The organism is Pseudarthrobacter sp. NIBRBAC000502770, assembly GCF_006517815.1.
Classification (GTDB): domain Bacteria; phylum Actinomycetota; class Actinomycetes; order Actinomycetales; family Micrococcaceae; genus Arthrobacter; species Arthrobacter niigatensis.
On the sequence record NZ_CP041198.1, the window covers coordinates 150074 to 171962 of the forward strand.

Genomic DNA, 21889 nt, shown 5'->3' on the forward strand with positions numbered 1-21889 from the left:
GCGAGTATTTCTGCCTCATTTCTACACCTTGTAGAAGTTCGGAATCAAACTGGGAGCGGGCACCCGGTTAGGGGCCCTCAGAGGCCGGGACGGAGGCCAATCATCTGGAAAACCGGAGCCATCTGCCGGGCCTGGGGGAGCTCCCCGATTACCACCGAATCAAGCTCGGCGTAGAAGGCCTCGCGGGCGCGGGCCAGGGCGCCGCGGAGCCTGCATTCATTGATGAGGGGGCAGTTCCCGCCCGGGGACACGCAGTCCGCGGGATCCGTGCGGGTATCAAGCTGCCGCAGGATTTGGCCTACCGTGGCGATGCGTCCCGCATGGCTGAGCCGCGAACCGCCGGACCGGCCGCGAACCACCTCGATCAGGCCCATGGTCCGCAGCCTGGCCATGGCCTTGCTTACGTGGTTGTACGGTGTCCCCACCGAGTCCGCGATGCCCTGGGTGGTGAGCAGCGTGCCGTCCGGAACGGCTGCGAGCACCATGAGTGCCCGCAGGCTCACGTCAGCGAAGGCGTTGATTTTCATGGCGACAAATCTGGTCTAGTCCACCCAGATTACGGGCTCGCTGGCGTCGGCGCCGAGCTCGCCGTATTCCCAGGACTGGGTGGTGGCGTTGGCCGAGTAGGGAAGCACGGCGGCGAAGAGGGAACCATCCTGGTGTTCAGCCGCCACGTGGATGGCATCCGAATCCTCTTCCACCAGCAGGATGTCGCAGACAACTGCGGCGGCGCGGAAGTCGCCGCGGTTCTGGCGGAGGAGGGCCTGCAGGTCGTGGATCATGGCGTCGGCGTCAAACTCCCCGTCACTGCCCTCTCCGGCGTCCGCCGGGGAGACGGCAACCAGCCGCACCTCGCCGTCGTTCTGGACGGTCAGGGCGAAGGGCAGGAAACCGCCGGCGCGCTGGAGCTGCTCCTGGGCCGCGCTGACGCCCGTGCCCAGGAGGTTCTCCAGGTCTGTTGCCGTCGCTTCGGGGACGGAATCACGCCAGCTCTCCTGCCCGCTGTGCCCGTCCGCTGCCGGCCCTTTGTGGTGGGTCATCCGGTGCTAGGCCCGCACCAGGGCCAGGACGCGGTCGCGGACGCGTTCCATGGTGGCGCGGTCCGTGGCTTCGGCGTTGAGCCGCAGGAACGGTTCAGTGTTGGACGGGCGAAGGTTGAACCAGTAGCTGCCGTCATTGGCCGTGAACGTGCTGCCGTCCAGGTTGTCGATGGTGAGGTCCTCGTCCGCGAACGCCTGGCGCACGCGCTCCACGGCCGCCGGCTTGTCCTCCACCTCCGAGTTGATTTCGCCGGAGCTGACATAAGGCTCGTATTCGCGGGCCAGGTCGGAGAGCGGCACGTCTTGTTCACCCAGGGCCGCCAGGACGTGCATGGCAGCCAGCATGCCGGTGTCAGCGTTCCAGAAGTCGCGGAAATAGAAGTGCGCGGAGTGCTCGCCGCCGAATACTGCGCCTTCCGTGGCCATGACTGCCTTGATGAAGGAGTGGCCCACGCGCGTACGGACGGCGCGGCCGCCGTCGTGCTCCACCAGTTCGGCGACGGCGCGGGAGGTCAGGAGGTTGTGGATGATGGCGGGCTTTTCCTCGCCCTGGGCCTTGGCCCGGGCGATCTCGCGGCGCGCCACCATGCCGGTGATGGCTGACGGCGACACAGGCTGGCCCTTTTCGTCAATGACGAAGCACCGGTCGGCATCGCCGTCGAAGGCCAGGCCGATGTCCGCGCCGTGTTCGATCACTGCGGCCTGCAGATCGCGGAGGTTTTCCGGCTCCAGGGGGTTGGCAGGGTGGTTGGGGAAAGAGCCGTCCAGTTCGAAGTACAGCGGAACGATGTCGAAGGGCAGCTTGGGCAACAGCGCGTCGCCCAGGACGGCCGGGGTGGTCAGGCCGGCCATGCCGTTGCCGGCGTCCACCACCACCTTCAGGGGGCGGGACGAGGAGAGGTCAACCAGCTTGCGGAGGTATTCGGAGTAGTCCTTGAGCACGTCGCGGACGCTGATCAGGCCGCGGGTGCCGGCCGCGGGAATGGAACCGGAGTTCAGGTACTGCTCCGAGAGGGCCTGGATGTCCTTGAGGCCGGTTTCGGAGGAGATGGGAACGGCGCCTGCCTTGGCCATCTTGATGCCGTTGTATTCGGCGGGGTTGTGGCTGGCGGTGAAGGTGGCTCCGGCGCGGTTGAGGAAGCCGCAGGCGAAGTACAGCTCATCGGTGGAGATCAGGTCCAGGAGTTCCACGTTGGCACCCCGGGTTGCCGCCCCGTTGGCGAAGGCCTTGGTGAACTCGGGGGAGGAAGGGCGCATGTCCCCGCCCACCACGATGGTCTGGCCTTCGAGCTGCAGGACATCCACGAACGCGGCCCCCACGGCTTCGACGATTTCGGCGGTGATCGACTCCCCGACGATCCCACGGACGTCGTAGGCCTTGAAGGATGCCGAGAGATCAAATGTCGTTGTCTGTTCGCTAGTCACGGGCTTTATCTTACGTGTGCGGCGCATGTGGCCAACGGGTTTGGGGAGAACCTGCGTCACAGCAGTGGCTTTGCAGCGCGCGCCTGGCAGGTTTCCACATAGTGGCGCGATCGCTGTGCGGGGTGTCGGAGGGTGCTGGGATACTGAACCAATGGCCAATAACCAGTACGCGTCCACAGTTTCCGCTACCGCAGTTGCAGATACGGCAGGCCCGGACGGCCCGGGGACCGCCACGCACGCCGAGGCGCTGGAGGTCCTTCGCGGCCTGGTGGGGAACCCGGGCGCCGTTTTCCACGACGGCCAGTTTGAAGCCATTGAGGCATTGGTCGACGGCGGGCGGCGGGCCCTGGTGGTCCAGCGCACCGGCTGGGGCAAGTCCGCCGTGTACTTCGTGGCATCCCTGCTGCTGCGCCGCCGGGGGGCCGGGCCCACGCTGATTGTATCGCCCCTGCTGGCGCTGATGCGGGACCAGGTGGCTGCCGCCGCCCGGGCAGGGGTCCGGGCCGTGGCCATCAACTCGGCCAACCAGCTGGAATGGGACACCGTCCGTGAGCAGCTGGCCGCGGACGAGGTGGACGTCCTGCTGGTGTCCCCGGAGCGGCTCACCAACCCGGCGTTCCGGGAGACCCAGCTGCCCGAACTCCTCCGCCGGACAGGGCTGCTGGTCATCGACGAAGCCCACTGCATTTCCGACTGGGGCCACGACTTCCGCCCCGACTACCGCCGGATCGCGGACCTCATCACCCGGCTGCCGGACACGGTGCCGGTCCTGGCCACCACGGCCACGGCCAACTCACGGGTGGTGCATGACATCGAAGAACAGCTCGGCGCGGGCGTGCTGACCATCCGCGGCTCCCTGGGCAGGGACTCGCTGCGGCTGGGTGTCCTGTCGCTGCCCAATTCCAAGGAGCGGCTGGGATGGCTGCTGACCCATCTGGCCGACCTTCCCGGCAGCGGCATCATCTACACCCTGACCGTTTCCGCGGCGGAGGACACTGCCCGGCTCCTGTCCGAGGCGGGACACAACGTGCTGGCCTATACCGGGCGGACCGATCCGGCGGACCGGGAGCGGGCAGAGCAGCTGCTGAAGGACAACCAGGTCAAGGCGCTGGTGGCCACCTCTGCGCTCGGAATGGGCTTCGACAAGCCCGATCTTGGCTTCGTTGTCCACCTCGGTGCGCCGTCGTCGCCGGTGGCGTACTACCAGCAGGTGGGCCGCGCCGGCCGTGGCGCCGCGAACGCCGATGTCCTGCTGCTGCCCGGGTCCGAGGACCGGGAAATCTGGCAGTACTTCGCCACCGCGTCCATGCCATCGGAAGAGAAGGCAGCGGCCGTGCTGACTGCGCTGGCCGAGGCCGGCGCCGCGCTGTCAACGGTTGCCCTGGAGGCCAGGGTGGACCTTCGCCGCACTCCGCTTGAGCTGCTGCTGAAGGTCCTGTCCGTGGACGGAGCGGTGGAGCGGGTCGGCGGCGGCTGGCGTTCCACCGGCCAGCCCTGGGTTTACGACGCCGAGCGCTACAGCCGCATTGCGGAAGCCCGGGTGGACGAGCAGGACTCCATGGTTATCTACCAGGACACGGCTGGTTGCCGGATGGAGTACATCACTTCGGTCCTGGATGACGGGACGGCCCGGCCGTGCGGCCGGTGCGACAACTGCGCCGGCCAGTGGTTCCCGGCGGACGTGGCAGCCGACGCCACGGCTGCAGCCAGCCAGACCCTCAGCAGGGCGGGCGGCGTCCTGGAGCCGCGTCTTCAATGGCCAAGCGGCATGGACCGTCTTGGGGTGTCCGTGAAGGGGAAACTCAAGCCGGGCGAGGGCCTCTCGGACGGGCGCGTCCTGGCCCGCCTGACGGACCTCGGCTGGGGCGGGGCCCTGCGGGAGCTGTTCGCTGCCGGCGCGGAGGACCGGCCGGTGGATCCCGGACTGCTCCAGGCCTGCGTGCAGGTACTGCGCGAGTGGGGAACCGGCGACGCCCGGAACCCGGGATGGAGCGGGGTGGGCAGGCCGGCCGCCATTGTGAACGTCCCATCCCGCGGCAAGCCCCAGCTCGTGGGCTCGCTGGCACGGGGCATCTCCGAGATCGGGCGCATTCCCTACCTCGGGGAGCTGCAGCTGGCGCACGGCGGTCCCACCGGCGGGCGCGGTGGCAACAGCGCCTACCGGCTGGCGGGCGTTTGGGACCGGTTGGTGGTGGGCTCTGAGCTCGAAGCCGCCCTGCAGTCCGTCCAGGGGCAGCCGGTGATGCTCATCGACGACCTTACCGACAGCCGGTGGACCCTCACCGTCGCGGGGCGCGCCCTTCGGTTGGCCGGGGCGGGAGCGGTGCTGCCGCTGGTGCTGGCGCAGGCCGGCTGACTGCGGCCCCGGCATGCCGGGGGAGCAGGATGCTGTCCACGGTGCTTGCCAGCATCAGGACGGCCATCGCCAGGAATGCGCCGCGGAAAGGGCCGGCCGGATCCTGGGCCGCGGAGGTGAGGCCCTCGAAAGTCCGGATCAGCAGGGCCGCGATGGCGATGCCGGAGCCTGTGCCGAGCTGCACCAGCGTGGCGGACACGGTGTTGGCGGAGGTTAGCTGGGCCGGAGGAATGTCCGCGTACTGGACCGAGGCGTAGGCCGAAAAGCCGATGGAGCGGAAGGCGCCGCTGCATACCAGCAGTACGGCCATCAAAGCCGCCGGGGTTTCCGGTGTCAGGAAGGCACAGAGGGCGAACGTCACGGCTGATGCCAGGGAGGCAAACACCAGCACCGCCTTGAATCCGAACTTACGGATCAAAGGTGTGGTGGCCGGTTTGATCCCGATGTTGCCAATGAACACGGCTGCCACCAAGGCGCCGGCGTGCAGCGGCGACCAGCCGAAGCCTGCCTGGAACATCAGCGGCAGCAGGAACGGGACGGAGCTTATGGTGACCCGGTAGACAAAGCCGCCCGTGGCCATGGCCAGGAACGTCCGGGTGCGGAAGACCTGCAGGTTGAACAGCGGGTGGGGAGCCCTGCGCATCCACAGGACGGCCCCGGTCAGTGCAGCGGCTCCGGCAGCGGCACTGATTCCGGCCCAGGGAAGTCCCGGGTGGCTGCTGGCAAGTTCCAGCCCGGTCACCAGGGCACCGACGCCAACTGTTGTCAGGAGCATTCCCGGCCAGTCGAGCCGCCGGCCGGGATCGCCGGGCACCGTCGGAACCAGCCGAAGCGATGCCGCAAAGGCGGCCACGCCGAGCGGCAGGTTCACCAGGAAGATCCAGTGCCATGACAGGTACGTGGTGAGCGCGCCGCCCACCAGTGGCGCGAGGACTGGCGCCAGGAGCCCGGGCCATACCAGGAACGCGGTGGCGCGCAGCAGGTCCGACTTCGGTGTTCCACGCAGCACCACCAGCGTTCCCACCGGGACCATCATGGCGCCGCCGGTACCCTGGGCAATGCGGCTCATGGTCAGTGTGGCCAGGTCCTGGCTGAGCGCACAGGCCAACGATGAGAGGGTGAACAGCGCGATGGCTGTACAGAAGATCCGCCTGGCCCCAAAGCGTTCAGCGAGCCAGCCGCTGAGGGGAATGCCGATGGCCACCGTCAGCAGGTAGGCGGTCATGGTGATGTTGACGTTGGCGGCGGGGACGGCAAAGTCGGCTGAGATGCTGGGAATGGCAGTGGTGAGGACCGTGCCGTCCAGGAATTCCATGAAGAACGCTGCCGCTACCAGGAGGGCGAGGCGCGGATTCCATCCCGTCCGGGCATCGTCGTGGTGGTCTGGGTTGCTGGGTGCCGCCATGGGCCAATCCTGCCACTGCGGCACCGGCGGCGCTCGCGGCGTCCGTTGGCCGGACAGCGCGTTCCACGAGCCGCCGGAAACGCAAAAGGCCCCGGTCCAGGGGACCGGGGCCAAACGCGGAGACGGGGGGATTTGAACCCCCGGTCGAGTTTAACCCCGACCCTTCATTAGCAGTGAAGTCCATTCGGCCGCTCTGGCACGTCTCCAGTTGCTATTACTAGCCCACCAAGGATACGCAGATCCGGCCATGCAGTGCAAAACGGTGCCCGCCACAGGCTCCGCCCCCGGTCAACAGGGTTCAAGTGCTCCGCGGCCGGCCCTGCGCCGGGCGGACCATCCGGATCTCCGGGAGGTCCTCCCACGCAGGCAGGACGTCCTCTTCGCCGTCCGGTGCAAAGCCGAAGCGGCGGTAGAAACCGATGGCCCGGCTGTTGGCGGCTGCCACCCAAAGGCTCGCTGCCCTCGAGCCGATGGCAGCGTCCAGCAAAAGGCCGCCCAAGCCAAGGCCCTGGTGCGAGGCCAGCAGGTACAGCCCCCACAGCTCCAGGTCTCCCGAGGCGGGCGGCGGGTGCCCTTCCGGGGAGCCGGGGGCAGGCAGCCGGCGGGAACCGGCAAACCCCACCACCGTCCCGCCGTCGCACGCCACCCACGCTTCGGCAGGATCCGCGCGGTCCAGCAAATGCTGCCAGAGCCGCAGCCGGTCCGCCGGGTCCACGGCGGCGAGGAAGGCATCGGACAGCATGCCCCGGTAGGTCTCCTGCCAGCAGCGGACGTGCACCTGGGCCAGCCGCTCTATGTCCGCGGCAACAGCCCGCCGAACGGCCAGGCGGGCTGCCATGGCCGTCAGCCCGCCAGCGCTTTCCACAGGAAGTGCTGGCTTCGCGCCTGCAGGGCAGCTGCCTGCCGGTTGTCGGAGGCGCCGGCGTGGCCACCCTCCAGGGCCTCGTGGAACCACACGTTCGGGATGCCCATGGCCAGCATCCGGGCGGCCATCTTCCGTGCCTGCACCGGGCCCACCCGGTCGTCCGAGGTCGCGGTCCAGATGAACGTCTCCGGGTACTCCACCGCGTCCTTGAGCAGGTGGTAGGGGGAGAACGTCCTGATGTATTCCCACTGTTCGGGGTCGTCGGGGTCGCCGTACTCGGCAATCCACGAGTGCCCGGCGGAGAGCTTGGTGTAGCGGCGCATGTCCAGCAGGGGCACACCGCAGGAAACGGCCCGGAACAGTTCCGGATACCGGGTGAGCATGTTCCCCACCAGGAGTCCACCATTGGACCCGCCCACGCACCCCAGCCGCCGCGGCGAAGTGACACCGCGGGAAATCAGGTCCCGCGCCACTGCTGCGAAGTCCTCGTAGGCGCGGTGGCGGTTTTCTTTCAACGCGGCACGGTGCCAGGCCGGCCCGTACTCGCCGCCGCCGCGGATGTTCGCCACCACATACACCCCGCCGCGCGAGTGCGGCGCCTTCCCGTCGCTGCCGTCCGAAACCGTGGTCCGCCGCTCCAGCCACGCCCGGCCAACGGCGCCGCTGTAGGCAGGCGTGCGTGACACCTCGAACCCGCCGTAGCCGGACAGCTGGGTGGGGTTCTGCCCGTCCAACGCCAGCCCGCGCGGCGCCACCTGGAAGTACGGGACCCGGGTGCCGTCGTCGGACACGGCGAAGTGCTGCTCCACCTCATAGTCATCGTCGGCAAAGAACGACGGCGAGGTCTTGACCACCGCGTGCCGGCTCACCACGCCGGACGTCCCGGCGCTCCCGGGTTCCAGGTTGCCGGGTTCCAGGGTGCCGCGCATCAGGGTGGTGGGAGTGGTGAAGCCGGTGGCGATGAGCCAGAAGTCATCACCGGCCCCGCCGTCGGCCGGTGCCTCGTCCTCGTCGTCCACCGCGTAGGCGTTCACGTCATGCAGCGGCGGGCAGGCGTCGAGGAGGGTTGCCGCCCAGCCGCCGTCCGTGTTGCCGGAAGGCCGGGACGGGTCGAGCACCCGGATTTCGGAGGAGACGTCCTTGAGCAGGTTGAGCAGGAGGAAGTTCCGGGTCCAGCTCCAGGACTGCAGGGAAGTGTGGGCATCGGGGGTGAACAGGACGGTGAGGTCCCGGCTGCCGGCGAGGTAGTCCTCGAAATTGGCGGCAAGCAGCGCGCCGGAAGGGTAAGTGGTGCCGTCCAGGGCCCAGTCCTGCTGCGGGCGGAAGAGCAGCCAGTCCCGGTGTGCGCTGACGTTGACGTCGGTGGGCACGTCGATCTGCACCCAGCTTCCGTCCCGCAGCACGAAGTTGGTGCGGTTGAAGAAGTCGATGTAGTCCACCGCGAAGGTCCGCTCAAAGCCGGGCGTGGAGTCATGGGCCGCCATGGCCATCATGTGGTCTTCGGGCACCTCGAAGAGGCGTGGAGCCGAGGCCAGGGACTCTCCGCGCTTAAGCGTCACTGCCGTCCGGGCGTAGGAGGAGGCCGTCTTGGGCAGCCCGTCCGCGGTGGAGGCAACCAGGAGGGTGTCGGCGTCGAGCCAGGAGACGTTGCCTTTCGCCGTGGGGAGGTCGAACCCGCCACGGGCGGGGTCCACGAAGCCGCGCGCCTCGACGTCGAACTCGCGGTACCGGTTGGCGTCGCCGCCGTCGGGGGAGAGGGCAAGCAGCGCCAGCCGGTAGGGCTCCCCGGCCGCGGGGCGCAGGAACGTGGCACCGTGGAACACCCACTCGTCGCCTTCGGCGCGGGACAGCTCGTCAACATCCAGCAGGACATCCCATTCCGGGGAGTCGGTGCAGTAGCTCTCCCAGGTGGTCCGCCGCCACAGGCCTTTGGGGTTCTGCTGGTCGCGCCAGAAGTTGTAGTACCAGTCTCCGCGCTTGCCCACCATGGCGATCCGGTCCGTGGAGTCAAGGACCTCCAGGATGCCGGCCTCCAGTTCGTCGTAGCCGCTGCCCTCCAGCAGGTCCTCGGTGCGGGAGTTTTGCTCCTTGACCCAGGCCAGCTGCTCCTCGCCGTAGATGTCCTCCAGCCACACATTTTCGTCGACGGGTTCCGGCGCGGTTTGGCGGGAGTTGGTGCCGGTGGTGTCCCTGCCGGGGCCGGGAACGGACGCTTGATCAGCTGCTGTGGTGGTCATGCGCCCCATCCAAACAACATCCCCCATGGCTGGCAAGTCAAGCGTCCGGCGCACACTCCGCTTCCAGCCCGTACGCTGTATGGCGTGGAAATATCGCAGAGCAACCGGGCCGTCATCATCGGTGGCGGCCCCCGCGGCACCAGCGTGCTGGAGCGGCTGCTCGCCCACACCGCCGTCGCCCGGAGCCCGAAAGCGCCCCTGCACATCGACGTCGTGGATCCTTACCCGGCAGGCCCGGGACATGTGTGGCAGCCGGGACAATCCCGGCTGTTCCTCATGAATACCCAATCGTTCTATCCCACCCTGGTTCCCGAGGATCCGGCGCTTCCCGCACCTGTTGCCGGCACCACCTTCGACCAGTGGCGGGCCCGGCAGCAGCGGGATCCGCTGCCGTCCCTCACCGCGGAGGAACGGGCGGAGCTGGCGGTGTTGGGATCGAATGATTTTCCCAGCCGTGCCCTCTACGGCCGCTACCTCCGCTGTACCGTGGAGGAGCTCCTGGGCAAGGCATCCGACGGCGTCACGGTTGAATTCCACGAAACGACCGCAACGTCGGTGCGTCCGGCCGGGGACGGAACGTTCGACGTCGGCCTGGCCACCGGAGCGGCCATCCGCGCCGGTTCCGTGGTGCTCGCCCTGGGGCATGTGCCGTCCCGGCTGAACCCCGAACAGCGGGAGCTGCAGGCGGCCGCCGGGCAATTGGGCCTGCAGTACTTTCCCCCGGCCGTTCCCGCGGATGTGGACTGGTCCCAAATCCCCGCCGGGGAACCGGTTCTGGTCCGCGGCATGGGCCTGAACTTCTTTGACACCATGGGCCAGCTCACCGAGGGACGCGGCGGCAAGTTCGTGCCCAACGGCAGCGGCCTGGTGTATGAACCGTCCGGCCAGGAACCCCGGATCATTGCGGCCTCGCGGCGCGGGACCCCGTACCGTGCCAAGGCGGCGCTGGACGGCTACTACGCCTCCTCCATAACGCTCCGGTACCTCACCGAGGCCGCCATCGAGAGGCTGGCGAAGGCTGGGATCCGCCCTTCGTTCGACCATGACCTGTGGCCGCTCCTGCACCGGGATGCCCTGTGGGCCTATTACTCAACGCTGGTGCGCTCGCAGCCCGGCGCGGTGCCCGACGCGCCCGCCTTCCTCGCTGCCCTGGAGGAAGCCCTGCAGCCGCACGCGCACAGCGCCGCGAACTGGGAGGACAGTGTTGAGAGCGTCCTGGCCGTCCACGTCGGCCCCCGCCACCGCCTGGACCTGCCGGGGCTCGCGGCCCCGCTGGCGGGGCGTTCCTTCGAGTCCCGCAGCGCGCATGATGCTGCCGTCGTGGAGTTCCTGCTTGACGATGCGCGCCGCTCAGCGCTGGGCGAGGACGACCCCGTCAAGATGGCCATCGGCGCGCTGCACCACGGGCGTGCCGTCCTGAAGACGGCGGTGGCCGACGGCGGCATCACCGATGCGTCATGGGTCGCCGGCCTGCGGGGCTGGTTTGAATCGTTTGTGGAGGGCCTGGCCAGCGGACCGCCCGCACTGCGGTCCGAGCAGCTCGCGGCCCTGGCACGGGCGGGGGTGGTCAGCTTCGTGGGGCCGGACCCGAAATTCGGCGTGGACCGGAGATCGGCGCTGTTCACCGCTTCCTCGCCGTGGGTGGCGGGGCCGCCGGCCGCGGCCCGGACCCTGGTGGAGGCCCTGGCCCCCGGCAACCGGGTCTCGGCCAACGATTCACCGCTCCTGGCGCAGCTGCTGGCCGACGGGCTGGCGCGGCCCAAGCTCATGATGACTGCCGAAGGTGCCCCCATCGAGTCCACCGGCCTGGACGTGGAGCCGCACCCGTACCGCCCGGTGGCGGCCAACGGGTCGGTCACCGAGGGCCTCTTCGTGCTGGGGCTGCAGCTCTCCTCGGCCCAGTGGGGCACCGCCATCGCCGCAGAGGCTGTGCAGCCCGGCGGGCCTGCGTACCGCAGTGGCCAGCGCACGCTCCGTGACGCGGACGAGATTGCCGCCGCCATCCTTCGCAGGGCGTAATTCCCAGGTCTTAAAGGGCGATGCGCCATCACTTATGGCCGCTAAACCGTCGGAATAGGGACCACAAGTGATGGCGCATCCAGTGGTGTTAGCCCCGCAGGCAGGCGCGGTACTCGGCCATGGCCTGGCCGTAGTTCGCCTGGCCCTCAAGGTCCGCGGGCCGTGTCGGCTTGACCGGCGGGACGCAGACCGGCTGCGACGGAGTGTCGGCCCCCACCAGCACTGCCACCTTCACCACGGTGCCGGATTCGACGGCGGTGAGCACCAGGGTGCCCGTCCCCGCTGCAGCGCCGGCCGGCACGGCAAGGTTCACGGCGGCGGCCCCGGCGGCGACCGGGACCGTACCCAGCGGGGTGACCTTTCCGGCGGCGTCGGTGAACGAAACTTCCAGGGCCGTGTTCACCGGGCTGCCCAGCGACGTCAGGTCAAGCTTGGAGACCGTCAACGTGATGGGCTCTCCCGGCTTGACCTCAGCGGCAGTGGTGTTGGTGACAGCCACCGAACGCCGGGCGAAGTCGGGGGACACCGGGCTGCTCTTCTGGAGGTACCCGATCCAGGCATCCCGGTCCACCAGCCCGGAATCGCGGGTGTTGGTGCCCGCGGTGAAGATCCGGAAGTTGTCGCCACCGGTGGCCAGGAAGCTGAACGTGCCCACCCGGTAGGACTTGGCCGGGTCCAGCAGGTCGCCGTTCACCCGCACTGACGTGATCCGGTCGCCGGCCGGGCGGGCGGCGTCGTAGGTGTAGTTGACGTTCTTTGACAGGCCCAGATGCAGGTAGGCCCGGCTGGGAACCGTGCCGTCGGCGTTGGTTTGCCACTGCTGTTCGAGCAGCGTCTTGAACTGCGCACCGGTCAGGGACGTGGTCCATAGGTTGTTCACGAACGGCAGGACCGCATTGGCCTCGGCGTAGGTGATGGTGCCGTCGGGTGCGTAGTACAGCTCGTTGCGCAGGCCGCCGGGATTGACGACGCCGATCTCCGCGCCGCCAAGCTCGGCCGGCTGCAGGGAAGAGAGCAGGGAGTCGGCCACCAGGTTGCCCAGGGTGGATTCGCTGCCGCGGTCATCGCGCTTGGCACCACCGGTGGCGTCGGTGGTGAACGCCGTGGTGATGTCCTTGGTGACCGAGCCGATGGGCTGGTTGCCAACCACGGACGCGTCCGCAAGGGCCTTCTTGACGATGGCGTCGACGGCGGCCACGCGCGGGTAGGCAGCGACCAGGCCGGCGGCGGCGTCAGTGGTGCGCTTGACGTTCCCGGCCTTGTACCCGGTCACCTGCTTGGTGGCCGTGTCCACGGTCAGCTGGATCTGGCCCACGTTCTCACCGTAGTTGCCGGTCTGCACGATCGGCCGGGTCTTGCCCGCGACGCCCGGCACCGGGGCGTCCCAGGCGTACTCCTTGTGGGTGTGGCCCGTGAAGATCGCATCCACCTCGGGGGAGGTTTCGGTGACCAGCTTGGCGAAAGGCCCGCCGGCTGCCACTTCCTGCTCCAGCGTGGCGCCTTCCACCACCCCCGACCCGGCGCCGTCGTGGTCCTCAACGATGATGACGTCGGCAGCCTTCTCCGCCGTGATCCTGGCGGCCACCCGGTTGATGGCGTCCACCGGGTCCCCGAAGTCGAGGTCGGCGATGCCGGCGGGAGTCACCAGGGCGGGGACTTCCGGGGTGACGGTGCCGATTACTGCCACCTTGATGCCGTTCAGGTCCAGCACCGTGTACTCCGGCAGGACCGGTTCGGTGGTGCCCTTCTTGTAGACGTTCGCACCCAGGTAGGGGAACTTGGCGTTGGTGCCGCCGGCGATGACGCGGTCGCGCAGGTCCGCCCAGCCGCCGTCGAACTCGTGGTTGCCTGCGGCGGACGCCTTCAGCTCCAAGGCGTTCAAGACGTCGATGGTGGGCTGGTCCTTGGCGACCGCGGACGCGAACAGCGAGGCGCCGATGTTGTCCCCGGCCGACAGGAATGCCGTGGCACCCGGAGCGGCTGCGGCGCGGAGCTTCTCGATGGTCCCGGCGACCTGCACGGTGTTGGAATCGATCCTGCCGTGGAAGTCGTTGATGTTCAGGAGGTTCAGGTCAACGGTGGCAGGGACTGCCGGGAGGTCCAGGCCCACCACCACGGGGTCGTGGTCGCTGGCGCGGAACTGGTTCGGTGCGTAGTAGTCGGTGACGTTGTTGTTGTAGCGGCTGTACTCCAGCGCCACGGATTCCACCGAGTTGATGTTCCAGATGTCCGCACCGGTGACCACCGCGTTGGCCGCCGGCGAGGCGAGGATGTGGTCCAGCGAGCCCACCAGTCCGCCGAAGAGGTACGAGTGCTTGGCCGTGCCGTCGGCATTCCTGGCCTTGTCGTCCTGGTTGACATACCCCGCGCCGGTGAGGACGTTGATGGGGTCTTCCTTGCCGTACGAGTTGAAATCGCCGATCAGGAACACCTTGTCGGTGCCCTTGTCCTGCTGCAGGGAGTTGGAGAAAGCCAGCAGGGACTGCGCCTGGGCGGTGCGGGCGAGGTTTGAATTGCCCTGGCCCTTGTCGGTGTCGTCCGGAGTGGCAGCCGAGCCCTTGGATTTGAAGTGGTTCGCAATGGCGATGAACTTCTTGTCGTCAGGGGCGCCGACGGGCTTGAAAACCTGGGCCAGCGGCTTGCGGGCGCTGGCGAAGGCGACAGTGTCGTTGTGGATGATGGATTCGCCCACCGGCTCGGCGGCGGCCTTCTTGTAGATGAACGCTGTGCGGATCATGTCCTCGTCGGCCAGCGGTGGTGCATTCGCGGGGGTGCGGACGTAGTCCCAGATGCCCGGGGTGGGGATGTTAAGGGCCTCCACGAGCTTGGCCAGCGCGTCGTCCCTGTCCTTGCCGAACTGGGCGGAGTTCTCCACTTCCATCAGGGTGACGACGTCGGCGCCGGACTTGGAGATGGCGGCGACGATTTTGTCCTGCTGGCGTTTGAAGTTCCCGGCATTGGCGGCGCCGCGGACGTTGCAGCCGCCGCTGACGGTGATGGGGTTGCCTGCGCGGTCGGTGTAGAACTTGCAGCCGGCGACCTGGTCACCGGTGGTGGGGAAGTAGTTCAGCACGTTGAAGGACGCGAGCTTCAGGTTGCCGCCCACGGCAGCGGGGGCCTCGGTGCGGGTGGCGCCGAAGCGGGCCGGCTGGACGGTGGCCTTGTTGGCCTCCGTCAGGTGGGTCAGCGGCTGGAACTTCCAGGAGTTGTTGGCGTAGCCCAGCACCACGTTGGTGGTGAAGCTGACGGGTGAGCCCACCCGGACCGGATCCGCGGTGGTGAGGTAGGGCAGCACTTCGGCCTTGGTGGTGGCGTCCTTGAGGAAGTTGGTGCTGGACCCGTCGTCGAGCTTGATGCCGCGGGCAGCGTTGTCCGCCACGACGGCGGCGTATTCTGCCGAGCCGTAGGGTGCCACGGCGGTTGGCTGTTCCAGCGCGGTGGTGCCGCCGGCCAGGCCGATCTCGCCGGACTGGTTCAGGCTGTAGTTGTCGCTGACGGTCATGGGGCCCTGGGGTGCCAGCAGCATGCCTTCCAGGGACTCGCGGAAGGCCTCGCCGGCCGGAAGCGTGAAGATGGTGGGCTTGACCTCGGGTGCGGCCTCGGACAGTTTGGTAAGGCCCGTAGCCGCCGTGACGTTCAGCTGGGTCATTCCGTAGTACTCGGCAACCGTCCCCGTGACCTGGACGTAGTCTCCGGCCTGGACCGATCCCACCGTGGCGGGCGAGTAGACGAAGATGCCGTCGGACGCGGAGTGGTTGGTGGCGCTCAGGTCACCGCCCGTGCCGGGGGTCTGGATGTAGTAGCCGTTCAGTCCGCCCGTGGGAAAGGCCGCGGTGACCTTGCCCTTGGTGGTGACGGCGGCTCCGGCCAGCGGGCTTTCGGCACCGGTGCCCTGGATCTCGGCAATGGTTTTGCCGACCGGGCCGGGGACAGGTGTGGGGTCTGGGGTGGGGACCGGTGCGGTACCGCCGGAGGACGTAGGGGTGATGCCGGCGCTGAGCGTGAAGTCAGCGGCATTGCTGTTGCTGTCCGCGCCACCGGTCCGGTTCAGGCTCTTCACGTCGGTGTTGGAAGCGGGTGCCGCGGCGGCCTTGGCCTCATACGTGTTGGAGCTGCCGTAGCCCAGGAGATCGGCCACGCCCACGGGCTCCACCACAGACCCGGTGGGAAGTCCGACGGCGGTGGGCTGCTTGGCGAGCACAATGGTGCCTCCGCTGCCGCCGAAGTTGAGCGCCCCGGCCACGAGGTCCGGTGCGGGCAGGTCTGCGCCATTGGTGCCGTTGCTCCCGCCCTGCACCAGGTAGTAACCCTTGGCGGGAATGGACCCGGACAACGCGGCGACTCCGCTGGGAGCGGCCGTTCCGGTGGCGGAGCGGTACTGTACCGACCAGCCGTCCAGGGACATGGGCGCGTCCGAGCTGTTGTACAGTTCCACGAATTTGTTCTTGTACGCGGCGCCGCTGCTGCCGCCGCTCAGGTAGGCCTCGTTGATGACAACGGGGGATGTGCCGGCCGCGGCTGAGACCTCCGCGGCCGCCGGAACAGCAGCCAGCGGGGCTGCGATGAGCCCCGCTGACAATGCTGCGCCGAGCGCTGACTTCCAAGGTGTTTGATGCATCCGCTCTTACTTTCATTGAGGAGTACCGGGTGGGTGGTCCGGTGGGTGCGTCCATGCTTCATGGATCGGACTGGGCAGGATCGTGCCTGGCATGGTGGTTGTCCAGGCACATGACAACAGCACTGAATGAACGCAAGGTTGCTGGCGCGTGCATTCGGTGGGGCGTTCCCCAGCGGAGCGCCCCACCGTCCGGTCCGGGCTTTTCCCCAAGCCCGTTCCGGAGATGCTGGTGGCGGGAGTGATGCCCGCCGACAACCCGGGGGTGTGCCGGCAGTCACAAACGATACCCGCCAGTAGCATCCGAATCCTGGTCCGGCAGGGGTTTGTCCAAAGAATTTACGTGCAGGCAACACGGCCGGGCCGGGGAGCTTAAAGCAAAAAACCCCTGGCGGCCGGTGCCGGCTGCCAGGGGTTCCCTTGCGGAAGGTAAGAGATTCGAACTCTTGGTACGGGGTTACCGCACACTGGTTTTCAAGACCAGCTCCTTCGGCCGCTCGGACAACCTTCCTCAGCTAGTAGTGTTTCATAGGCACTTGCCTGCAACAAAACAGGCCCGGGGAAGCCCCCGGTGCACACTGGATGCAGCCAGGATTTGAGTCAGGAACGGGAGAGGTCCATGAAAGCCGTCTATATATCTGAACCGGGCGGCCCGGAAGTGCTGGAAGTTCGGGACGTGGACGCCCCGGTTCCCGGCCAGGGCGAAGTGCTGATCGACGTGGTGGCAGCGGGGCTGAACCGGGCCGACGTCCAGCAACGCCGGGGGTTCTACCCGCCCCCGCCCGGCGCCTCCGAGGTCCCGGGGCTGGAAGTGTCAGGCCGGATCGCCGGCTTTGGACCCGGCGTCAGCAAGCCGTTCTCGCTGGGGGACAAGGTAGTGGCCCTGCTGGCAGGGGGTGGTTACGCGCAGCAGGTGGCAGTCCCGGCCGAGCAGGTGCTGCGCGTCCCCGAGGGCGTTGACCTCGTTACGGCCGCGTCGCTGCCGGAAGTGGCGGCAACGGTCTACTCGAACCTCATTATGACGGCGCAGCTGCAGCCGGGCGAGACAGTCCTGATCCACGGGGCCACGGGCGGGATCGGCACCATGGCCATCCAGCTGGCCAAGGCGTTCGGGGCCAAGGTGGCCACCACGGCCGGAACTGATGAGAAAGTCAGCACCGCCAAAGCCTTCCTCGGCGCGGACATTGCCATCAACTACAAAGAGGAAGACTTTCCGGAGAGCCTTCGGCGGCAGAACGGCGGCGAGGGGGCGGACGTCATCCTCGACGTGGTGGGAGCAAAATACCTCCCGCAGAACGTGGATGCCCTGGCCGACTATGGGCGCCTGGTGGTGATCGGCCTGCAAGGTGGCACCAAGGGCGAGCTGGACCTTGGGCTGCTGTTGAAGAAGCGGGCGGCCGTGGTGGCCACCGCGCTTCGGCCCAGGCCCGTGGCGGAAAAGGGGGCCATCATGACCGCCGTCCGCGACGCCGTGTGGCCGCTCGTGGCCGATGGCAGGATCCGCCCGTTGGTTGCCAAGACTTTCCCGCTGGACCAGGTCGCTGCGGCGCACCGCTACTTCGACAGCGGCGACCATGTGGGCAAGGTCCTCCTGATCCTCTAAGGAATACATACCCGGTATTGCGCGAGAGGGTGATCCGGCTTAGGGTTGGTATACGCGGTATGCACGGGTCTTGGGGGCCTGTGCATGCCGGCAATGACTAAGCCCGGGGGAGCACCATGTCGATACGCCACAGCCTCCTCGCCCTGCTGCAGGACCAGCCGCGTTACGGCTACCAGCTGCGGGTCGAGTTCGAGAACCGCACCGGAGCCACCTGGCCCCTGAACATCGGGCAGGTATACACCACCCTGGACCGGCTGGAACGCGATGCCCTGGTGGCCAAGGAGGGCGACGACGGTGAGGGCCATGTGGTGTACAGCATCACCCCTGCCGGCAAAGCGGAGGTGCGGAGCTGGTTCGCCGCCCCCGTGGAGCGGAACAACCCGCCCCGCAACGAGCTCGCCATCAAGCTGGCGCTCGCCGTCACCCTGCCCGGGGTTGATGTGCAGGCCATCATCCAGGCCCAGCGCGTAGCGTCCATCAGGGCCCTGCAGGACTACACCAAGGCCCGGCGCGACACCGCAGCGAACCAGAAGGCTACGGATACCGCCTGGCTCCTGGTGCTGGACTCGCTGATCTTCCAGACCGAAGCGGAAGTCCGCTGGCTGGACCTCTGCGAAGCCAGGATGGTCCAGCAGGCGCAGGCCGCCGCTGCGGGACCGGCCCGGAAGACGTCCAACGGGGCCACGGAAGATGCCCCGCTCAGCGCGGACAGCCGCCGATGAGCGTGCCGGGGCCGCAGCAGGTCCTTGAACTCGCCAAGGTCGGCAGGACCTTCGGGGAAGGGGCGACGGCGGTCGCAGCCCTCCGCGGCGTGGACCTCACCATCTGCGCGGGGGAGTTCGTCGCGGTCATGGGTCCGTCCGGCTCAGGAAAGTCCTCCCTGCTTGCCGTTGCCGGCGGACTGGACCGGCCGACGTCGGGCGCTGTCTTCGTCGAGTCCACGCCCCTGGCCGGGCTGAACCTGAACGAACTGGCCCGCCTGCGCCGCCGGGCCGTTGGCTACGTGTTCCAGGACTTCAACCTGGTCCCCACGCTGACTGCCGCGGAAAACGTGGCGCTGCCTCTGGAACTGGACGGAACATCGGCCCGCAAGGCGCACCGGCAGGCCGCCGATGCGCTCCGGCAGGTAGGCATCCCGGAGCTTGCGGACCGCTTCGTGGACCAGATGTCCGGCGGCCAGCAGCAGCGTGTGGCCATCGCCCGTGCGATCGTGGGCAAGCGGCGGCTGATCCTGGCCGACGAGCCCACCGGTGCGCTGGATTCGACAACGGGCCAGGGGGTCATGGAGGTGCTGCGTGCCAGGGCTGACGCCGGAGCCGCCGTCATGCTCGTCACCCACGAGCCCAGGCACGCCGCCTGGGCGGACCGGGTGGTTTTCCTGCGCGACGGACGCGTCATTGACCAGGCGGCAGCCATGCACGACCCCACGATGCTCCTTACCCAGGCCGGACTCTGATGCCGCTTGACCTGGCTCCCGCGCCGCAGGGGCGCCGGAGCGGCCGCCGGGTTGCGTTGCGGCTGGCCCGCCGCGACATCGCCCGCCATAAGGGGCGCTCGCTCCTGATCGTCCTGCTGATCATGCTGCCGGTGGCCGGCATGACCGGCGCCGCCACCCTCTACCAGAGCTCACAGCGCACGCCCGGGGAGATTGTCCGGTACGAACTGGGCAACTCCCAGGCCAGGTTCAGTGTCCTGGCGGTTCCCAGCGCGGACTCCCTGCAGGATCCGCTCAATGATGGTGTCATCGCTTCCAGCTCCGGCCGCTACGACCCGGATTTCGAGCGGACAGACCCGGCCGACGCCCTCCCGGCGGGCTACGAAGTCCTTCCGCAGCGGACGCTCACGCTGACCACCGGCGTGGGCGCGGCCCTTGTTTCCTTGCAGGGCCGCGAGGTTGACGCGCTGAATCCGGCGTTTGACGGCAAGTACAGCCTGCTGGCCGGCCGCGCACCGCGGGACGGGACGGAGGTGCTGGCTTCGCCGGGGTTGATGTCGCGGTTCCACCTCGCCTTCGGCCAGGAATTTACGACGTCGGCAGGAACCTTCGTCCCGGTGGGCACCATCCGTGACGCTTCCGTCGCGGACAGCAACAGCATCCTGTACCTCAAGGCGGGCCAGGCGCCAGGGGACCTTGCGGCGGGCCCCTCGACCCGCCAGTCTGTGTCCTACTACCTGGTGGGCCCCGAACCGGTCACCTGGCAACAGGTCAGGGAGGCCAACAGCGAAGGCGTGGGCGTGCTGTCCCGCAGCGTGGTGCTGGACCCGCCGTCCGCCGACCAGCGCACGGTTCCAGGTTCCCTGCTGCACGACAACTCCCCGGTGCTGGTGACCGTCTATGCCACTTTCGGCCTGGTCGGTGCGCTCGCACTGCTCGAGGTGGGCCTGCTGGCCGGAGCCGCGTTCGCCGTCGGCGCCAAGCGCCAGGTACGTGAGCTGGCACTGCTGGCATCCGCCGGAGCGGACACTTCCACCATCGGAGCCGTCGTCACTGCCGGTGGACTGTGGCTTGGCAGCCTGGCCGTGGCCGGCGGCGCCGCAGTGGGGCTCGGGGCCGCTGCCGTCGTCGTCCACGTGGTCCGTTCCACCGGTTCCGCCCGGCTGGCCGGCCTGCACCCGGACCTCCTCCTGACCGCCCTGGCCATGGCGCTGGGCTTGGGCGCCTGCGTCCTGGCTGCATTGGTCCCGGCGCGCCAGGTGTCAAGGCAGGCCGTGCTGGGTGCGCTCAAATCCGGGCGGGCGCCGGCGCCGACGGGGCGCCGCACCACCGTAGCCGGCGTCGTCGCGCTGGCAGGTGCCGCAGGGCTGCTTGGGGCCGGCTGGCTTCTCAGCGGTTCCACGACCGATCCCGACCAGCGGGCGGAGCAACTGCCGGTGGTGGCCACCCTGCTGATCGCCGGGGCAATGGCCGCAGTTGCGGGCCTGGTAATGCTGACCGGATGGCTGATCCTCCGGCTGACGTCCCGTACGCGCTGGCTTTCCCTCTCCCTCCGGATGGCGGCGCGGGACTCTGCGCGAAACCGTGGCCGGAGCGTCCCCGCCGTCGCCGCCGTACTCGCGGCGGCCACCCTGGCAAGCGCCGCCCTGGTGCTGTCAGCCAGCCAGCAGGCCGGGCTGCGGGACGCCCATTACTGGGGCGCCCTGGAGAACCAGGCGTACCTTCCTCTTACGGTGGACCAGCCCCTCGCAGCCGATGGCAGCATGCGGCCACCCATGCACATTGACGCCGGCGCACTCTCCGCCGCGGTGGATAGTGCCATCGGGACTGTCCAATCGACCCGGCTCATCACCGCCCCCGCAAGCCTCCGGAACTGCCCCGAGGGCCCCGCAGATCCAGGCCTGCCGGCACTGACGGACACCTCGAATTGCCTGGTGTTTTCGCTTGCCAGGCCGCAGGCCAATACGTGCCCGACCACACCCATGGGACGGGTAGTGGACCCGGGGGACTGGCGGTGCCGCGGGTCCATGGTCAACGAACAGCCCTCCAGCCGGGCCATCCTGGTCGGCGGGGTGGACGACGTCCGGGCAGCACTGGGCCGCGATCCATCCGCGGAGTCCCTGGCGGTGCTGGACGCCGGTGGAATGATAGTGACCAACCCCGTCTTCGTCCGTGACGGAACAGTCCTGCTGGAGGGGAAAGATGTACGGACCCACGGTCCGGCGCCGTCCGGGCCCGGCACGGTGCCCTCGACGGTGAGGAGCACTTCCCTGGCCGCAACGGTGCTCGAGCCTTCTGTCCCGGTCCCATACTTCGGTGTTGTCTCGCCGGAAACCGCCGCACGCCTGGAGCTCCACGCTGAACCCGCCGGGCTCCTGGTTCAGCTGGCGAAGTATCCGTCGGAGGCGGAGGCTGATGCAGCCTCCGCTGCCATCGCGGCCGTCTACCGGCAGCCCGGCATGGACTTCCGGGCCGAGCCTGGCATTTCCCAGGGCAGCCAGTGGATGACGTGGTCCATTGTGGCCGCCGCCGCGCTCATCACGTTCAGCGCAGCGGGCATCACCACCGGTCTCTCCCTGGCCGATGCCCGCACCGACCACGCCACGCTTGCCGGCGTGGGAGCCTCGCCGCGGCTGCGCAAGGCCCTGGCAGGATCGCAGGCCCTTTTCACCAGCGGCGTGGGCGCCCTGCTGGGGGTACTGGCAGGGGTGGTGCCTGCCTTCCTGCTTGTCCTGTCGTCGGACATGCGGACAGCAGTCGACGTTCCCTGGCTGCACCTCCTGGCCCTCGTAATGGCCGTACCGGTGACGGGCGCAGTGCTTGCCTGGACCTTTACCCCTTCCGGGCTGCCCTTGTCCCGGCGCAGCGTGGCCTAGCCTGGGGCTTTCG

General features: G+C 68.5%; 13 protein-coding genes and 2 tRNA genes. 6 read left to right on the plus strand and 9 right to left on the minus strand.

Going from position 1 to position 21889, the window contains the following annotated elements:
• Positions 1 to 77: 77 nt before the first annotated feature.
• Genes NIBR502770_RS01150 through NIBR502770_RS01160 form a run of 3 tightly spaced genes read right to left on the minus strand, consistent with a single transcriptional unit; the run spans position 78 to position 2465 of the window.
• Complete coding sequence (locus tag NIBR502770_RS01150) at positions 78 to 527, minus strand: Rrf2 family transcriptional regulator (protein WP_141158122.1); 450 nt, start codon at positions 525 to 527, stop codon at positions 78 to 80.
• Positions 528 to 542: 15 nt separating this feature from the next.
• A complete protein-coding gene (locus tag NIBR502770_RS01155; protein ID WP_141180762.1) occupies positions 543 to 1040 on the minus strand; it encodes a hypothetical protein in 498 nt (165 codons plus the stop codon).
• A gap of 6 nt (positions 1041 to 1046) precedes the next feature.
• Positions 1047 to 2465 carry a phosphomannomutase/phosphoglucomutase gene (locus NIBR502770_RS01160; RefSeq protein WP_141180763.1) on the minus strand — a complete coding sequence of 473 codons (1419 nt, stop codon included), beginning with the start codon at positions 2463 to 2465 and terminating at the stop codon, positions 1047 to 1049.
• 151 nt (positions 2466 to 2616) lie between these two features.
• Here NIBR502770_RS01160 and NIBR502770_RS01165 point away from each other — a divergent pair, with 151 nt between their 5' ends.
• The gene (locus NIBR502770_RS01165; RefSeq protein ID WP_141180764.1) at positions 2617 to 4821 is read left to right on the plus strand and encodes an ATP-dependent DNA helicase RecQ; all 2205 of its coding nucleotides are present in this window, start codon (positions 2617 to 2619) and stop codon (positions 4819 to 4821) included.
• Here the strand turns inward: NIBR502770_RS01165 and NIBR502770_RS01170 are convergent.
• From NIBR502770_RS01170 to NIBR502770_RS01185, 4 genes are all read right to left on the minus strand, one after another.
• Positions 4745 to 6226: an MFS transporter gene (locus NIBR502770_RS01170; RefSeq protein ID WP_141180765.1), complete on the minus strand. Its 1482-nt coding sequence runs from the start codon at positions 6224 to 6226 to the stop codon at positions 4745 to 4747. The genes NIBR502770_RS01165 and NIBR502770_RS01170 overlap by 77 nt on opposite strands.
• Before the next feature lie 117 nt (positions 6227 to 6343).
• A tRNA-Ser gene (locus tag NIBR502770_RS01175) sits at positions 6344 to 6432 on the minus strand.
• A gap of 92 nt (positions 6433 to 6524) precedes the next feature.
• Positions 6525 to 7064 (minus strand): GNAT family N-acetyltransferase, encoded by a 540-nt coding sequence (locus NIBR502770_RS01180; protein ID WP_141158117.1) that lies wholly within the window; start codon positions 7062 to 7064, stop codon positions 6525 to 6527.
• A 5-nt stretch (positions 7065 to 7069) separates the two neighbouring features.
• Positions 7070 to 9328 carry a prolyl oligopeptidase family protein gene (locus NIBR502770_RS01185; RefSeq protein WP_141180766.1) on the minus strand — a complete coding sequence of 753 codons (2259 nt, stop codon included), beginning with the start codon at positions 9326 to 9328 and terminating at the stop codon, positions 7070 to 7072.
• Between the two features lie 84 nt (positions 9329 to 9412).
• On the opposite strand from NIBR502770_RS01185, the gene NIBR502770_RS01190 reads away from it, so the two are divergent.
• Entirely contained in the window at positions 9413 to 11347 is a 1935-nt protein-coding gene (locus tag NIBR502770_RS01190; protein WP_141180767.1) for an FAD/NAD(P)-binding domain-containing protein, read from the plus strand.
• A gap of 88 nt (positions 11348 to 11435) precedes the next feature.
• Here the strand turns inward: NIBR502770_RS01190 and NIBR502770_RS01195 are convergent, their stop codons facing one another.
• Together NIBR502770_RS01195 and NIBR502770_RS01200 are read right to left on the minus strand one after the other, a co-directional pair.
• Positions 11436 to 15965: an ExeM/NucH family extracellular endonuclease gene (locus tag NIBR502770_RS01195; RefSeq protein ID WP_141180768.1), complete on the minus strand. Its 4530-nt coding sequence runs from the start codon at positions 15963 to 15965 to the stop codon at positions 11436 to 11438.
• Positions 15966 to 16385: 420 nt separating this feature from the next.
• A tRNA-Ser gene (locus tag NIBR502770_RS01200) sits at positions 16386 to 16473 on the minus strand.
• Between the two features lie 108 nt (positions 16474 to 16581).
• Here NIBR502770_RS01200 and NIBR502770_RS01205 point away from each other — a divergent pair.
• The 4 genes from NIBR502770_RS01205 (at position 16582) to NIBR502770_RS01220 (ending at position 21876) form a co-directional block, all read left to right on the plus strand.
• Positions 16582 to 17565 carry an NAD(P)H-quinone oxidoreductase gene (locus NIBR502770_RS01205; protein ID WP_141180769.1) on the plus strand — a complete coding sequence of 328 codons (984 nt, stop codon included), beginning with the start codon at positions 16582 to 16584 and terminating at the stop codon, positions 17563 to 17565.
• A 116-nt stretch (positions 17566 to 17681) separates the two neighbouring features.
• Positions 17682 to 18287, plus strand: coding sequence for a PadR family transcriptional regulator (locus tag NIBR502770_RS01210; RefSeq protein ID WP_141158112.1), 606 nt, complete (start codon positions 17682 to 17684; stop codon positions 18285 to 18287).
• Positions 18284 to 19021 (plus strand): ABC transporter ATP-binding protein, encoded by a 738-nt coding sequence (locus tag NIBR502770_RS01215; RefSeq protein ID WP_141180770.1) that lies wholly within the window; start codon positions 18284 to 18286, stop codon positions 19019 to 19021. The genes NIBR502770_RS01210 and NIBR502770_RS01215 overlap by 4 nt, the downstream gene beginning before the upstream one ends.
• Complete coding sequence (locus NIBR502770_RS01220; RefSeq protein WP_141180771.1) at positions 19021 to 21876, plus strand: hypothetical protein; 2856 nt, start codon at positions 19021 to 19023, stop codon at positions 21874 to 21876. The genes NIBR502770_RS01215 and NIBR502770_RS01220 overlap by 1 nt, the downstream gene beginning before the upstream one ends.
• The last annotated feature ends 13 nt before the right edge of the window (positions 21877 to 21889 follow it).

Excerpts from the sequence above, each read along its gene's own strand:
- NIBR502770_RS01150 (WP_141158122.1), bottom strand. The coding sequence starts at position 527 with ATGAAAATCAACGCCTTCGCTGACGTGAGCCTGCGGGCACTCATGGTG.
- NIBR502770_RS01155 (WP_141180762.1), bottom strand. The coding sequence starts at position 1,040 with ATGACCCACCACAAAGGGCCGGCAGCGGACGGGCACAGCGGGCAGGAG.
- NIBR502770_RS01165 (WP_141180764.1), top strand. The coding sequence starts at position 2,617 with ATGGCCAATAACCAGTACGCGTCCACAGTTTCCGCTACCGCAGTTGCA.
- NIBR502770_RS01170 (WP_141180765.1), bottom strand. The coding sequence starts at position 6,226 with ATGGCGGCACCCAGCAACCCAGACCACCACGACGATGCCCGGACGGGA.
- NIBR502770_RS01180 (WP_141158117.1), bottom strand. The coding sequence starts at position 7,064 with ATGGCAGCCCGCCTGGCCGTTCGGCGGGCTGTTGCCGCGGACATAGAG.
- NIBR502770_RS01185 (WP_141180766.1), bottom strand. The coding sequence starts at position 9,328 with ATGACCACCACAGCAGCTGATCAAGCGTCCGTTCCCGGCCCCGGCAGG.
- NIBR502770_RS01195 (WP_141180768.1), bottom strand. The coding sequence starts at position 15,965 with ATGCATCAAACACCTTGGAAGTCAGCGCTCGGCGCAGCATTGTCAGCG.
- NIBR502770_RS01205 (WP_141180769.1), top strand. The coding sequence starts at position 16,582 with ATGAAAGCCGTCTATATATCTGAACCGGGCGGCCCGGAAGTGCTGGAA.
- NIBR502770_RS01210 (WP_141158112.1), top strand. The coding sequence starts at position 17,682 with ATGTCGATACGCCACAGCCTCCTCGCCCTGCTGCAGGACCAGCCGCGT.
- NIBR502770_RS01215 (WP_141180770.1), top strand. The coding sequence starts at position 18,284 with ATGAGCGTGCCGGGGCCGCAGCAGGTCCTTGAACTCGCCAAGGTCGGC.
- NIBR502770_RS01220 (WP_141180771.1), top strand. The coding sequence starts at position 19,021 with ATGCCGCTTGACCTGGCTCCCGCGCCGCAGGGGCGCCGGAGCGGCCGC.